General features: G+C 66.3%; 12 protein-coding genes. 4 read left to right on the top strand and 8 right to left on the bottom strand.

What is annotated here, in order from left to right; genetic code table 11:
• Positions 1–79: 79 nt before the first annotated feature.
• Together NNX38_RS16020 and NNX38_RS16015 are read right to left on the bottom strand one after the other, a co-directional pair.
• On the bottom strand, positions 80–985 hold the full coding sequence (locus NNX38_RS16020; RefSeq protein WP_229953219.1) for a GNAT family N-acetyltransferase: 906 nt from the start codon (positions 983–985) through the stop codon (positions 80–82).
• Positions 985–2,373, bottom strand: a complete 1,389-nt coding sequence (locus NNX38_RS16015; protein WP_227924417.1) for a glycine--tRNA ligase — start codon at positions 2,371–2,373, stop codon at positions 985–987. Before NNX38_RS16015 ends, NNX38_RS16020 begins: the two co-directional genes overlap by 1 nt.
• Positions 2,374–2,796: 423 nt before the next feature.
• Between NNX38_RS16015 and NNX38_RS16010 the strand changes: the two genes are divergently transcribed.
• Both NNX38_RS16010 and NNX38_RS16005 read left to right on the top strand, forming a co-directional pair.
• Positions 2,797–4,416 carry a hypothetical protein gene (locus NNX38_RS16010; protein WP_255798937.1) on the top strand — a complete coding sequence of 540 codons (1,620 nt, stop codon included), beginning with the start codon at positions 2,797–2,799 and terminating at the stop codon, positions 4,414–4,416.
• 23 nt (positions 4,417–4,439) lie between these two features.
• On the top strand, positions 4,440–6,404 hold the full coding sequence (locus NNX38_RS16005) for an integrin alpha (RefSeq protein ID WP_255798936.1): 1,965 nt from the start codon (positions 4,440–4,442) through the stop codon (positions 6,402–6,404).
• Between the two features lie 115 nt (positions 6,405–6,519).
• Here the strand turns inward: NNX38_RS16005 and efeB are convergent, their stop codons facing one another.
• The 4 genes from efeB to NNX38_RS15985 form a co-directional block, all read right to left on the bottom strand.
• On the bottom strand, positions 6,520–7,794 hold the full coding sequence (gene efeB, locus NNX38_RS16000; RefSeq protein ID WP_255798935.1) for an iron uptake transporter deferrochelatase/peroxidase subunit: 1,275 nt from the start codon (positions 7,792–7,794) through the stop codon (positions 6,520–6,522).
• A 10-nt stretch (positions 7,795–7,804) separates the two neighbouring features.
• Positions 7,805–8,956 (bottom strand): iron uptake system protein EfeO, encoded by a 1,152-nt coding sequence (efeO, locus tag NNX38_RS15995; protein ID WP_255798934.1) that lies wholly within the window; start codon positions 8,954–8,956, stop codon positions 7,805–7,807.
• A gap of 55 nt (positions 8,957–9,011) precedes the next feature.
• Positions 9,012–9,854: an iron uptake transporter permease EfeU gene (gene efeU / locus NNX38_RS15990; protein WP_255798933.1), complete on the bottom strand. Its 843-nt coding sequence runs from the start codon at positions 9,852–9,854 to the stop codon at positions 9,012–9,014.
• 175 nt (positions 9,855–10,029) lie between these two features.
• Positions 10,030–11,031 (bottom strand): DMT family transporter, encoded by a 1,002-nt coding sequence (locus NNX38_RS15985; protein ID WP_255866569.1) that lies wholly within the window; start codon positions 11,029–11,031, stop codon positions 10,030–10,032.
• Positions 11,032–11,123: 92 nt separating this feature from the next.
• On the opposite strand from NNX38_RS15985, the gene NNX38_RS15980 reads away from it, so the two are divergent.
• Positions 11,124–11,354, top strand: coding sequence for an RNA-binding S4 domain-containing protein (locus tag NNX38_RS15980; RefSeq protein WP_255798931.1), 231 nt, complete (start codon positions 11,124–11,126; stop codon positions 11,352–11,354).
• Here the strand turns inward: NNX38_RS15980 and NNX38_RS15975 are convergent.
• Positions 11,351–12,013: an alpha/beta hydrolase gene (locus NNX38_RS15975; protein ID WP_255798930.1), complete on the bottom strand. Its 663-nt coding sequence runs from the start codon at positions 12,011–12,013 to the stop codon at positions 11,351–11,353. The two genes, NNX38_RS15980 and NNX38_RS15975, sit on opposite strands and share 4 nt — an antisense overlap.
• Before the next feature lie 88 nt (positions 12,014–12,101).
• Between NNX38_RS15975 and NNX38_RS15970 the strand changes: the two genes are divergently transcribed.
• Positions 12,102–12,944 carry an SGNH/GDSL hydrolase family protein gene (locus tag NNX38_RS15970; RefSeq protein ID WP_255798953.1) on the top strand — a complete coding sequence of 281 codons (843 nt, stop codon included), beginning with the start codon at positions 12,102–12,104 and terminating at the stop codon, positions 12,942–12,944.
• A 9-nt stretch (positions 12,945–12,953) separates the two neighbouring features.
• Here NNX38_RS15970 and NNX38_RS15965 read toward each other — a convergent pair whose 3' ends face one another.
• Positions 12,954–13,394, bottom strand: a complete 441-nt coding sequence (locus NNX38_RS15965; RefSeq protein WP_255798929.1) for an SRPBCC domain-containing protein — start codon at positions 13,392–13,394, stop codon at positions 12,954–12,956.
• Positions 13,395–13,418 lie beyond the last annotated feature (24 nt).

The raw sequence follows: 13,418 nt of genomic DNA, 5'->3' as shown, positions 1-13,418 counted from the left end.
CACAAAAGAGGCGGCCCCCGCATTGCGCGGGGACCGCCTCTTTTCGTTCTGCTGAGAAGGACTATTCTGCTGAGAAGGACTAGTCGCTGAGGATCAGCGTTTCACTGCCGACCTGCCGGGCCACGCCCGCCTTGATCAGCGGTTCCAGGGCCCGGACCACCGCGGTCATGGACTCGTCCACTTCCAGCTGCACCGGGTACTGGTACGCGAGCATCGCCACCAGGGACTCCACCGCGGCCTGCGCCTCGTCGAGGTCCAGGGTGGTGTCGTAGCCCACCAGCACGTCGGCGGGTTCGTCCGTACGTTCCTGCGTGTAGCTCACGGCGAAGGCGGCAATCTTCCCGCCGTCCTTCTTCGGCTTGTCCCGCAGCACGACGGCGCCGGATGCTCCGGTGGCGTCGTTGAGCAGCATCTGCTGGGCACGGCCGAGGGTCATGTCGGCGCGGTCCCAGTCATGCACGGCGTTGTAGAACTGCGTGACCGACTGGGTGAGCTCCACCGAACCGGTGGCTGCCTCATCCAGCTGGGGTCCGTCGTCGGTGAACACGGGCAGTTTCAGCTTGCCCGGTTCCACCAGCACTACGCAGGACCGCTGGATCGGGGTGAGCCCGGCGGCTTCGGCGAACGCGGCGGCCGGGGTGCCCGGCTCCACCTTCGCGCGGAGCTTGGTTACGCCCGACGGCGCCGACTCGGCTTCCTTGCGCAGCATGTCCAGCAGGGTGGTGCCCAGACCGGCGCGCCGGTTTTCCCGGGCCACCTCCACGTAGGCCCACAGCCGGTCCGGGTGCAGGCTCGTCTCGTAAACGACGCCGGCGGCTACCGGAATGCCGTCGTCTTCGGCCACGATGCAGCGGCTCCACGGCTCGTTGGAGGACGGACGCAGCACGGCACGGAACTGCCCGGCCTGCGCACTCTCCGGGTCGCCCCAGAGCTGGTTGAGCTTGAGATCGTCATCTTCACGCCATTCGCGGAACGAAATAGCCATTACGCGCCGATCAGCCGTTCGGCCAGGTAGCCCTCGACCTTGTCCAGGCTCACGCGCTCCTGCGCCATGGTGTCGCGTTCGCGCACGGTCACGGCCTGGTCTTCGAGCGTGTCGAAGTCGACGGTGATGCAGAACGGGGTGCCGATTTCGTCCTGGCGACGGTACCGGCGGCCAATGGCGCCGGCGTCGTCGAAGTCGATGTTCCAGTTGCGGCGCAGCTGTGCGGCGAGGTCCTTGGCCTTGGGCGAAAGGTCCTCGTTACGGCTCAGCGGCAGCACGGCGGCCTTGACCGGGGCGAGGCGCGGATCCAGCTTCAGGACGGTGCGCTTGTCGACGCCGCCCTTCGCGTTGGGGGCCTCGTCCTCGGTGTAGGAGTCCACGAGGAACGCCATGAAGGAACGGGTCAGGCCGGCGGCAGGCTCAATCACGTACGGGGTGAAGCGTTCGTTTGTGGCCTGGTTGAAGTAGCTCAGGTCCGTGCCGGAGTGCTTGGAGTGCGTGCCGAGGTCGAAGTCGGTGCGGTTGGCGATGCCCTCGAGCTCGCCCCACTCGGAGCCCTGGAAGCCGAAGCGGTATTCGACGTCGGTGGTGCCCTTGGAGTAGTGGCTGAGCTTTTCCAGGGGGTGCTCGAAGAGGCGCAGGTTCTCCGGGTTGATGCCCAGTTCGGTGTACCAGTTGAACCGGTTTTCAATCCAGTACTTGTGCCATTCCTCGTCCGTGCCCGGCTCGACGAAGAATTCCATTTCCATCTGCTCGAACTCGCGGGTCCGGAAGATGAAGTTGCCCGGCGTGATTTCGTTGCGGAAGCTCTTGCCGATCTGGCCGATGCCGAACGGCGGCTTCTTCCGCGAAGTGGTCAGCACGTTATTGAAGTTCACGAAGATGCCCTGCGCGGTTTCGGGGCGCAGGTAGTGCATGCCTTCTTCATTGGCCACGGGGCCGAGGAAGGTCTTGAGCAGGCCGGAGAATTCCTGCGGCTCGGTCCACTGGCCCTTGGTGCCGCAGTTGGCGCAGGCAATGTCGGCCAGGCCGTTTTCGGGGGCGTGGCCCTTCTTTTCCTCGTAAGCCTCTTCGAGGTGGTCGGCCCGGTAGCGCTTGTGGCAGCTCAGGCACTCCACCAGCGGATCCGAGAACACCTCTACGTGTCCGGAAGCTTCCCAGACCTGGCGCGGAAGGATGACGGCGGAATCCAGCCCGACGACGTCGTCACGGCCGCGGACCATGTGCTGCCACCACTGCTTCTTGATGTTTTCCTTGAGTTCGACACCCAGGGGACCGTAATCCCATGCGGACCGGGACCCGCCGTAAATCTCTCCCGACTGGAAGACGAACCCCCGGCGCTTGGCCAGGGAGATGATGGGATCCAGCTTGGATTTGGTCGAAGCCATGGAATGGTACCGCCGTTCTATTCGTGTCGAGAGGGCCGCTGGGTGCGGTCCTCTTCTGGTGTCCCTGGGGCAGTATGTACCGGCAGGTTGCACGGCCAGGGACTGCGGAGGGCAGAAGCTACAACTACCAGCTTAAGGTCCCAGCGGCGAAAGCCGGCCATCGACGTCGCATCCGGGATACGGCCGCCGATGGGTCACAGATAACCGCTCCTTACTCCCACCCGGAAATGCGCCTTCCCTGCCGCGTTAAGACCGCGGTAATAATTAGCACACAAATTTGTTGCGTAACTCGGGTCTTTATACGATTCTCAAGCACTACTTAGGTCGTCCTCACCTAGGTGCGGCTCATCATTTCCGCGTTATTTCATCGTTTCCCCCCACTCACAAGGCCTGACCTATTGGTTGAGGCCGGATCAGGTTGTCTTGAAGAACCACACGAACGTTCGCGGCGAATCCGCCGCCGGAACCCTCCGCCGGTGGCATCCGCTGGCCGGAGCTATCGCCGCGGGCGCGCTGGCCGCGGGAGGCCTGGCCGCTCTGTCCCTGACCGCACCGTCGGCCCAGGCCCTGGAGCCGGCGCCCCAGGCACAGCAGGCCGAGGCCACGGCAGCCGCCGAAGCCGAGGATGACAGCCAGGAGGCCACGGCGCAGCACAATCCAGCCGTCGATTCAGGCCACGGGGTTCATGCGCCCGGTGCGCAGGAGACTGCCGCAGCGGAGTCCCTGCCCTCAGCAACGCCCGAGCCCTCCACAACGCCCGAGGCCTCCGCATCACCTGAGTCCACGCCCACGGCCGAGCCCAGCCACGAAGGCCACGAACCGTCCGGAGATTCCCAGTACTCAACCGCCTACACGGAGCGGAACTGGACGCCCACCGCTTATGACACCTGTTCCAAGGAACTCCACGCGAGCTACACCGCGCTGGGGCCCGACGGAAAGATTTATCCCACCTGGCACCCCGCCCAGGTCACCGACCCGGCCACCGGGACCCTGTGCACCTTCGGCCACGAGCACGGAGCGGATCCCGCGAGCTCCGATATCTACGGCTGGGTCGTAGACCACCTCACCCCCGAAGACACCGACGGCGGCAAGACCGGGATTCCCTTCGGTTACGCCAGCGAGGCGCTGATGACGTACGGGGCCAGCCACGAAGGCATGGCCATGCGGCACGAGGACAACGCCGGGCACAAGATCTTCATCGCCAATGATGTCCAGCTCATCGACGAGTTCCGCGACTGGGTGACCATCCCCGGAACCCAGGAGATCGTCACCTGCGACTTCCTGATCAAGCAGCACCAGGGCAGCTGGTCCCCCGACGCCACCTCGAACAACGCGCACGAGGCCATTTACGCCAGCCGCTGCTCGGACGGAACGGAAATCATCTCGACCACCCTCAGCAAATTCGGCAATTCAAATGAATTCCACCAGACCTGCGGCACCCTCGGTCCGGTAGCCACCGTCGGCAGCAAACTGCCCATGGGGTACGGCGGGCTCCGGCAGATTCCCGACGCCGAATGCGTAGCCAAGAACGCCACCGGGAATGCCGCCTCCCTCTGGGGCATGTACGAGCTGTGGAAGGGCGAAAACAAGATTATGGCCGCAGACGGCCAGACCGAGCTGGCGCACTTCGACCCCTGGTTCGGCCTGCGCAACCCCAGCCGCTACTACAACCCAGCAAACAGCACCGCCACCACCAACGGCATATCCCGGCCGGTGGACCTGGCCTGGGGCGACAACGCCGCCACGACTTACCCCTGGAACACCGTCGCCGCATCGGTTCCGCTGAACTGGCAGGATCCCGCCTCCCCGTTCGACGGCGCCCAGCGCGACTTCTATCTGACCCAGAACAAGGTCGCGGCAGGCACCCCCGCCACGGTCTACACGGACCCCTATGGTGCCGGCGCCACCGAAACCGAGTTCCCCGGCAGCATCCGCCAGCATCTGGTCTCCGGATCCGCCACCACCACGGCCAACCTCAGCACGCAGAAGTTCGACACCGATGCTGACTACGGCCACAACAACGGCGTCCACGCCCCCAACTAACGCCCGGAACGAGCAGAACACACATGAAGAAGCACTCCATCTCCGCACCGCGGAGACACCTGCTGGCCGGGACTGCCGCCGTCGCCGTCGGCCTCGGGTCACTGGCCGCCGCTGCGCCGGCCGCCGCAGAAACCACTGATCCCCCGCTTCTGGCCGCCAGCACCTGGCAGGGCGAGCCGAACGGCACTTTCGGTACCAGCGTCAGCCCGTCCACCTGCGACATCAACGGAGACGGCCTGGATGACACTATCCTGGGCGACTGGGGCTGGGACCGCCCCGGATACACCAATACCGGCGCCGCCTACGTGGCCTTGGGCGCCCCGGCGGGCAGCTCCTCACCCAGCGGCGGCGACGTCGCCAACCCTGAGGCCTCCGGAACCATCCGGATCGACGGACCGTCTGTCACCGTCCCCGCCGGAGCCTGGGTCGGGTGGTCGGTCTCCTGTCTGGGCGACGTCAACGGTGACGGACTCGACGACTTTGTCCTCGGCGCCGGCAGCCGCGGATACCAACAGGCCAGCGTGATCTTCGGCGCCCGGAACTTCACTCCCGTCGATCTGGATTTCCTGGGCACCCGGGGATTCTTCATCGAGGACTCCGGCGCCGCCGACAAGACCACCGGCGACAAATCCACTGATAACTTCGGCTTCTCCGTCGCAAACGCCGGCGACGTCGACGGCGACGGGCTGGCTGACATTGCCGTTGGCGACGTGCTGGCCGACTACAACGGCCGCACCAACAGCGGCCGGGTCTGGATCATCAAGGGGCAGACTTCCGTCCGCACCATCGACGTCCAGGCAGACTCCGCAAAGGTCATCCGGACTATTGACGGAGCGGCTGCGCAGGACCGCATGGCCGCAGTCAGCAGCGCCGGAGACGTGAACGGTGACGGCACCGCCGACCTCCTGGTGGGCGCCTACTCGGCCATGCCCTGGGGCCCCGACGTTGCTTCCCCCGGCGCCGCCTACGCCTTGTGGGGCGGACGCACCGGCGCCCTTGACCTCGCGGCCCTGCATGAGGATGGATTCATGATTGCCGGCCCCGAGCGTTCCCGGGACCGGCTGGGCACCTCGATCGCCGGCGTCGGCGATATCAACGGCGACGGCCTGGACGACATCGCGGTGGGCGCCGACGGAATTTCCCGGGCTGACGCTCCCCGCAACGGGGGCGTCGCGGTGGTGTTCGGCGCGGCGTCGTCTGCTCCGGTGATGACTGCGCCGGAGGCCGAAGGAGCCACAGTCTTTTCCTGCAGCACCGGCCGCGCCGACACCGGTTGCGAAACGAGCCGGGAACGCGGTTACTGGATCGACGGCAGCATGGACGGCGGACGGACAGGCGTTTCCGTGGCAGGCATCCCGGATCTCAACGCCGACGGCACACCGGACATCCTCATCGGCTCCGCCGGCGGAGCCGGTGAAGCCTGGGTCGCATACGGTGCCCGGACCGGCAGCGGCGTCCTGGACCTCGCCGCCCTGACCCAGGAAACCGGCGCGTTGCTCGGCACCCGCGGCGGAACATCCATCGGTTTTGCCGGGGACATCAACGCGGACGGCAGCCCCGATGCGGTGGCCGGCGGCGACAACGCGGTATCCCTTTACCTCCTGACCGCGGCCGCTCCGGCTGTCCCGTCGGATCCCGCGTCACCCGCTCCGACGCCGACGCCGATTCCGACTCCGACTCCGACTCCGACTCCGACTCCGGGCACGGTTCCGGGCGGGGGAAACGGCGGTAACGGCGAAGATACCGCCGAAGAAGGTAGCGGCACGGGCGCCGTTGACGACCCCGCCGACGGAACCACCGGCACGGCAACGGGGCAGGCCGAATCCGGGACCGGCCCGGCGGCTGCGGACGGCGCGTCCCCGGCCGCTCGATCGCAGGACCCGCTAGCCGCCACCGGACTGGGCCGTGGCTGGGCCTATGTGGCCGGAGCTGCCCTGCTGCTGGTTGCCGCCGGGGTTTGGCTTATCCGCAGGCGCCGGGCGGTGTAACGCCTGGCCCTGAGGGGCCTGGGCGTTAGATGAGAACAGCCGTCCGGTGGTATTCCACCGGACGGCTGTTTTTATCCTGCGTCCTTTTTCTGCCGTGCGCGTCCACGGTCGTTCCTCAGGCTTCGAACAGCCCCTGCCCGATGTATCCGCCGGGGGTAATTCCGGGCGGCACGGCAAACAGTCCGCTGCCGGTGTGGCGCAGATACTCGACCATCAGGTCGTTCTTGGCCATGGCCGACTGCATCGGAACATAATGGGTCCGCGGATCCACGAAATAGGCGATAAAGAACTGCCCGGCGTCCAGGCGGCCGAGCCCGTCGGAACCATCCGTATAGTTATAGCCGCGGCGCAGCATCCGGGCGCCGCCGTTATGGTCCGGATGAGCCAGGGCCAGGTGCGAGGCGGGATCGATCAACGGCCCGTCGCGGCCGGGCATCGAGAAGTCCGGAGCCGTGAATTCCGTACCGCCCGAAAGCGGAGCCCCCTCCCGTTTGGTGCGGCCCACCACCAGCTCCTGCTCGCGCAGCGTGGTACGGTCCCAGGTTTCGATATGCATCCGGATCCGGCGGACCACCATGTAGGTACCGCCGTTGAGCCAGGACTCGGCTGCCGGACCGCCGCTGACCCAGAGATGCTCCGCGAGCAGGTCGTCCTCCTGAACCTTGAGGTTGGAGGTGCCGTCCTTGAAACCGAACAGGTTTCGCGGGGTCTTCTGCTCCGCTGACGTGGACGCGGTGCGGCCAAAACCAATCTGCGACCACCGCACCCGTGCCCGGCCAAAGGCAATCCGGGCCAGGTTCCGCACCGCATGCACAGCCACCTGCGGATCGTCGGCGCAGGCCTGCACAATCAGGTCTCCGCCGCTGCGCCCCTCTTCGAGCGCATCTCCGGAAAACAGCGGGAGGTCGATCAGTGCCTCGGGCAAGTGTGCGGCCACGCCGTAGCGGTCCACCCCGTCCTTCACGAACAACGTCCGGCCGAACCCAAAGGTAATGGTCAGGTGCGCCGCGTGCAGATCCTGCGCTTCCCCCGTGTCCTCGGGCGGAGCGTCGTAGGCTCCGCCCGAGGCGCCGGTCTCCCCGATGTCCCGGCCCGCCGTCAACGATTCGGCGGCTTCGGTCCAATCCCGCAGCAGCGAGATCACGGACTGGCGGGTGGAAGCGGTCAGATCGAACGCCGCCGTGTGCATGCGGTCCTGTGCATCCGTGGTGATCCCGGCCTGATGCGCGCCGTGGAAAGGCACGACGTCGCCGGCCGCTTCCGCCCTGTCCTTGCCGAGAGCAAAGGCGCCGACGGCGCCCGCCGCCAGGCCGAGGCCGCCCGCCCCCGCCGCCGTGAACAGGCTGCGGCGGCTGAGGCGGCCCTTTCCGGGGTCAGCGTCGGAAGTCACTGACACCTGGCTACTTCACCACCGCGGCAGTCAGCTTGGACAGCGGTTCGCTGAGCGAATCAACGGCGGCACTCAGCTCCTGGACCTGCTCGTCGGTCAGTTCGGTGTAAAGCTTGAAGCCCTCGCCCACCCGGTACTGGTCCAGCAGTGCCTGCAGCGCGGAGAAGTTCTCCTCGAGGGCGGCGTCGAGTTCGCCGTCGTTCTCTGCCAGCAGCGGCTTGAGGTCCTCGTAGGCGATCCGGGCGCCGTCGACGTTGGCTTGGAAATCCCAGAGGTCGGTGTGGGAGAAGAACTCCTCCTCGCCCGTGACCTTGCCGGTGGCCACTTCGTCCAGCAGTTCCTTGGCGCCGTTGGCCAGCTTGTCCGCGGTGTAGGTCAGTTCCTGGGTACGGCTGTAGAGCTCGTTGGTGTCGGCGACCATTTTGTCCGCGATGTAGGTGCGTTCCTCGGCCGTCATCTTCGTGTAGTCCACCGGGGCCCAGAGGTCCTTTTCGGCCCGGTGCCAGCCGGTGAACTCGTCGCCTTCTTCCAGGTCGGCTTCGCGTGCGTCGAGGATCGGGTCCAGATCACCGAAGGATTCCGCAACAGGTTCGATGCGTTCCCAGTGCATACGCACCTGCGGGTAGAGGGTGCGGGCCGTGTCCTCGTCGCCGGCCGCAAACGCTGCAGCGAACTCACCGGTGCCTTCGACCAACTGCGCGGCCTGGTCCTTGACGTAAGCGGCGTAAAGGTTGACTGCCGTGTCCTGCAGTGCGGCACGGTCGGCGCTGACTTCCTGCCCGGCTGGAGCCGCGGTGACAGTGAATTCGGAACGGATTCCGTCGCCGACCATTCCCGGCTTGCATGCGGTGTAATAGTTTCCCTCGGGGGCCACGAGCACCAGGTCACGGGTGAGGCCTGGACCGATATTCTCGACCTCGCCCACAATGCGCAGGCCGTCTTCGGCCAGCAGGTAGAACTCCGTCACCTCAGATCCGTCATTGGTGACGTCAAAGCGGATTGTTCCGCCCGGGGTGGATTCCGTTGACACGGTGCAGGCGTCGGCGGTGCTGGTCACGGAAATTGCGCCGGAGATGCCGGCGCTGTTGTCGGTGCAGCCGCTGAGCGTCATTGCGGTGACCGCCAGGAGAGCGGCCGGTGCCAGGGACAGGTGCTTCTTCATTTTCTTTCCTTTGGTGCGGTGTCTGGGTGCGGCGGTATAAAGATGTGCAGGAGAATCAGGAGCCCGCGCTGACGGGCGCAGCTGTGACCGGACGGGCAGCCCTGCGGTTACGGCGGAAGTACAGGGCCATCACCGGGACGACGTAGAGCACCCAGGCGGCGGCTTCGAGCCAGGTGGTGGCCGGCGAGAAATTGAAGATCCCCTTCAGGAGGGTGCCCAGCGCACTGCCGGGCGCGACGATATGGGAAACATCGAACGCCAAGTGGTGCAGACCGGGAAGCACTGCCGCTTCCTGCAGGTCATGAATGCCGTAGGCCAGGACGCCGCCGGCCACGATTATCAGCGCGGCACCGGTCCAGGTGAAGAACCGGCTCAGGTTGATCTTCAGGACGCCCTTGTGCAGCAGTGCCCCCAGAGCCACCGCCACGAGCAGTCCGAGAGCGGCCCCGAGGATGGGCTCCCAGGTCTGGCCTGTGGCTCGGGCCGCGGCCCAGATAAACAGCGCCGTCTCCAGTCCCTCACGTCCGACGGCGAGTGCTGCCACCAGGACAATGGCCCAGCTGCTTCCTTGTGCTGCAGTGTCCACCCGGGACCGCAGATCAGCACCCAGGGACCGGGCAGCCTGCGCCATCCAGAACACCATCCAGGTCACGAAACCAACAGCAACGATGGAGAGGGACCCGCCGATGATTTCCTGGGCTTCAAAGGTCAGGCCGCGAGGGCCGAAGGTCAGCAGAGCACCGAAGGCCAGGGAGACGGCCGCCGCAACCCCCACTCCTCCGTAGACGCGGGGGATCAGCCGGCTGCGGCCGCTTTTCCTGAGGTAGGCCAACAGGAGAACAACAATCAGGACGGCTTCGAGTCCTTCACGAAGTCCGATGAGGAAATTAGCAGTCATTAGGTGCCTTGGATCGTGCCGCAGCACCGTCATTCACATTCCGAGCGCGGTCAATAATTACGCAAGGGAAGTATGCGCTATTAGAGATTAGCTTAGGCTCGGCTAAGTCAGGAATTTATTGCACCTGCGTGACATGCCAACGGTGCGGCCCTTTATCCGGGCATCAATGAAGCCGTTATTGGGGACGTTGGCGGGACGCCTTCGCCGGGGTGCGTGAGCCGCGACGGCGGAACGGCCCGCCGCCGGGCATGTTCCACGGCAGCGTGGCCAGCACGATGGCGAGCAGTGTCAGGAGCGTGCCGAGCACGGTTGCCGCCACCACCACGGAGCCCGGCGCCGGGAAGACAATGTCCAGCAGCAGCGAGCCGATCAGCTGCCCCCCGATGAGCCCGAGACTGGTGAGCAGGACACCCAGGCTGCGCACCAGCAGGGCGCCGACGCCGATGAAGATGCAGCCCAGCGGCCCGCCCAGGTACAGCCACCACTCGCCGGGCAGCGGGTTTCCCGGTCCCGAAACCGCAACCTTGATCCCCCACATCACGGCCAGCAGGACGGTGCCGGAAATGAAGTTCACCAGCGTGGCGGTGATGGGGGTGCCGTAATGCATGCCCGTGGTGCCGTTCATCGCCTGCTGGAAACTCATCAGCATGCCGGCGGTCAGTGGCAGCAATACCGGCAGGAGCCATTCGGAGGGCTCTCCCCCGGCTCCGAGCTTGGGGCTGACCGCCCAGGCCACGGCGGCAATGGTCAGGACCGCGCCCACCACGCGCATCACGGTCAGGGCCTTTTTGCCGGCCGGACCGATGCCGAGCCGGTCCACCACCAGCCCGGTGAGGGTCTGCCCGGCGACGGCGGCAACGGTGAACACAGCCACGCCCAGGACGGCGACGGTCAAGGTCTGGGAAAGCACGAAGTAGCCGCCGATCATGCCGGCCAGGACGTAGTAGCGCGGGAAGCGCCGTTCCCGCAGCGCAGGAATCAGCTGCCCGGCGCCGGCCCGGCCGCGGGGCAGGGCAAGACTGATTCCAACCATGACCACCAGCCCGACCAGGAAGCTGACCAGCGCGGCGGCCAGGCCGTCGTCGAGCCGTTCCCCAAGGGCACCGTTGACGCGGGCCTGGGACGGGATGGCAACCCCGGCGAGCAGGGACAGGGGCAGACCGATCAGCGGGGACATCCGCACAGCATTTGGCACCCGACTACCCTACCGCCCCGCCGGGCCGGACCGGCGGCAGAGAACCGGGGCGGAAAGTCGGGCAGAATGGAGGCATGAGTTCTTCCGATGCCCAAGACCTTCCCATCCGCGACGAAATGATCCGCCTGGGCCAGCTGCTCAAGCTCGCCAACCTGGCCGAGGACGGTATCGAGGCCAAACAGCTGATCGAAGACGGAATGGTCAAGGTCAACGGCGACATTGAAGAGCGCCGCGGCCGCCAGCTTCATGCCGGCGACCTGGTCTCCGTCAACGGCGAGACCGTGCGGGTTACCCGCGGGGGTTAGTTCGCCCGGGTGTTGGCGCGCAGCACCGTATGGACCAGGAACTCCTTCACATGGCCCAGCTCCTGCATATTGATGCCGTGGCCCATGTTGGAGTAGAGGATCTTGGTCAGCGCGGTGTGGGCATTGAGCCAGGCGTGCGTGTATTCGATCCGCGGCGCGTCGATGACCGGGTCAGCCTGGTCACGGCCCCAGAAGAACTGCATGCCGCCGGGCTGCAGTTCGTCGTCGTGGAAGAACGGGTTGTCCTGTGAAGGGACCACAAAGCCGGAGAGCCCGACGACGGCGGCAAAGTCCTGCGGCCGGTGCCGCATCAGGGTGGTGGCCACGGCCATTCCCATCGAAAAGCCCAGCAGGCTCACGCTGGTGTGACCGTCCCGAACGGTGTCGAGCCACGCGGCGACGTCCGCCACGGAGTCCACCACTGCGTCCACTGAGTAATCGGCGTCGCTCATCAGCGGGAACCAGGTGTAGCCCGGCCCGGAGGCCTGGGGTGCCCGGACCGAGGCGATGGTGAAGTCCGCGGGCAGGTAATCGGCCAGTCCCATCAGGTCCTCTTCATTGGCCAGGTATCCGTGGAAGAGCACCAGCAGCGGGGTGCCTGCCCGTTCAGCTTCGGGTTTGGACCAGAGGACAACAGGATTCCACGCGGATTTCGTCATGCTTTTATTCTGGCATGCCGGCATTTACAACCTACGGTCGCGTAGCCAGGGGCCGGTTTGCAAGTATTGACCGGTGAGTACAAATTCTTTGCCCGAAGCCGTTTCCGCCCCCGATTTCCGGCAGGAGCAGCGGCCCCCGCACCTTTGGTCCCGGTTCGTGGCCATGGGCGATTCCTTTACCGAAGGCATCGGCGACCCCAATCCGGACAGCCCGGGCGGCTACCGCGGCTGGGCGGACCGGGTGGCGGAGGAGCTGGCTTCGGGACAGCCCGACTTTGCCTACGCGAACCTCGCCATCCGGGGACGGCTGCTGAACCAGATCATCGACGAGCAGCTCGAGCCGGCCCTCGCCCTGAAACCGGATCTGGTCACCATCTGCGCAGGCGGCAACGACGTGATCCGCCCCGGCGGCGATCCGGACCGGCTGGCCGAACGCATGGACGGCGCCGTTGCCCGGCTGCGCGGATCAGGTGCCGGAGTTGTCCTGTTCACCGGTCCGGACCTCGGGAGCACCCCCGTCCTGGGCAGCGTCCGCGGCCGGGCGGCGATCTACAACGAAAACCTGCGGACCATAGCCAAGCGGCACGGCGCCATCATTGCCGACATGTGGGCACTGCGCGAGTTGAATGATCCGCAGATGTGGGCTCCGGACCGGCTGCACTTCTCCCCGCTGGGACACCACACCATTGCCTCCATGGTGCTGGACACGCTCCAGGTGCCGCATTCCCTGCAGCCGCTGGAAACCAAGCCGCTGCCCGCGAAGAACTGGCGGACGGCGCGCTCCGAAGACATGGTCTGGGCCCGCGAATTCCTGTTCCCGTGGGTGGTCCGCCGGGTGCGGCACCAGTCCTCGGGTGACGGGATCTCCGCGAAGCGGCCCGAGGCCGGCCCGATGTTCGGGCAAGGGATGCCGCAGGGGTCAGCCGACTAGAGCTGTTTTTCAGGAACCGCCCGACTGCTGTGCCTGGTCGGCTTTTTCGGCCTGTTCGATGAGGTTTGCCAGGTGGAAGGCCCACCCTTCCCGGTGGGCTGCGGAGAGTGCGGCGCCCGCTCCGGCGTCGAGCGCCGCAAAGCCGCTCTCCGTCACGGCTATCCCCGTGGCGTCTATCTCATCGGTCAGTTCGAAACTGACCACGGTGTGGGCGCCCCATTCGGGTGCCGTCCAGCGGAAGGAAAGCAGCCGGCCTGGGGCCACGGCCAGCACCGTACCGGTGGCCGTGTGCTCCACTCCGTCCTCGCTCCACCGTTCCTTCAGGGGCGCCCCCGGATGCGCAGCGAAGTCCATGTCCGGCCACCAGGACGCCCGGTTATCCACGAGCACGTGCCAGAGAACCTCCGGGGTGCACTGCGCCCGGCCGGAAAGCGAGATCCGATCTGCCATGGGGAATGTTCTCCCACGAATTGC

The sequence above is a fragment of the Arthrobacter sp. zg-Y238 genome, assembly GCF_024385525.1.
Classification (GTDB): Bacteria; Actinomycetota; Actinomycetes; order Actinomycetales; family Micrococcaceae; genus Arthrobacter_B; species Arthrobacter_B jinronghuae.
Note: the sequence above shows the minus strand (reverse complement) of the source record. Positions and strands in the feature narration are given on the sequence as shown.

What these genes read in the sequence shown, in the direction of transcription:
- NNX38_RS16020 (WP_229953219.1), bottom strand. Translation starts at nt 985, where the DNA reads ATGGCTATTTCGTTCCGCGAATGGCGTGAAGATGACGATCTCAAGCTC.
- NNX38_RS16015 (WP_227924417.1), bottom strand. Translation starts at nt 2,373, where the DNA reads ATGGCTTCGACCAAATCCAAGCTGGATCCCATCATCTCCCTGGCCAAG.
- NNX38_RS16005 (WP_255798936.1), top strand. Translation starts at nt 4,440, where the DNA reads ATGAAGAAGCACTCCATCTCCGCACCGCGGAGACACCTGCTGGCCGGG.
- efeO (WP_255798934.1), bottom strand. Translation starts at nt 8,956, where the DNA reads ATGAAGAAGCACCTGTCCCTGGCACCGGCCGCTCTCCTGGCGGTCACC.
- efeU (WP_255798933.1), bottom strand. Translation starts at nt 9,854, where the DNA reads ATGACTGCTAATTTCCTCATCGGACTTCGTGAAGGACTCGAAGCCGTC.
- NNX38_RS15985 (WP_255866569.1), bottom strand. Translation starts at nt 11,031, where the DNA reads ATGTCCCCGCTGATCGGTCTGCCCCTGTCCCTGCTCGCCGGGGTTGCC.
- NNX38_RS15980 (WP_255798931.1), top strand. Translation starts at nt 11,124, where the DNA reads ATGAGTTCTTCCGATGCCCAAGACCTTCCCATCCGCGACGAAATGATC.
- NNX38_RS15975 (WP_255798930.1), bottom strand. Translation starts at nt 12,013, where the DNA reads ATGACGAAATCCGCGTGGAATCCTGTTGTCCTCTGGTCCAAACCCGAA.
- NNX38_RS15965 (WP_255798929.1), bottom strand. Translation starts at nt 13,394, where the DNA reads ATGGCAGATCGGATCTCGCTTTCCGGCCGGGCGCAGTGCACCCCGGAG.